Origin of the sequence: Aeromonas sp. sif0611 (genome assembly GCF_019218845.1) — a bacterium.
GTDB lineage: Bacteria > Pseudomonadota > Gammaproteobacteria > Enterobacterales > Aeromonadaceae > Aeromonas > Aeromonas media.
The window spans coordinates 1-219 of record NZ_JAHUWU010000084.1; the positions used below are offsets into that span (position 1 = coordinate 1).

General features: G+C 50.7%; 1 rRNA gene. It reads left to right on the plus strand.

Features of this window, described 5'->3' with window-relative positions:
• A 16S ribosomal RNA gene (locus KW824_RS20880) occupies nucleotides 1-77 on the plus strand; the annotation flags it as partial.
• Nucleotides 78-219: the final 142 nt, after the last annotated feature.

Consider the following 219-nt stretch of genomic DNA (forward strand, 5'->3'; position numbering starts at 1 on the left):
CCACGGTGTGATTCATGACTGGGGTGAAGTCGTAACAAGGTAACCCTAGGGGAACCTGGGGTTGGATCACCTCCTTACCTTAAGATGTCGAAGTTGTTGAGTGTTCACACAGATTGCCTTGATTCAAGTTTAGAGACAGTACACGAAGTGGGTCTGTAGCTCAGGTGGTTAGAGCGCACCCCTGATAAGGGTGAGGTCGGTGGTTCGAGTCCACTCAGA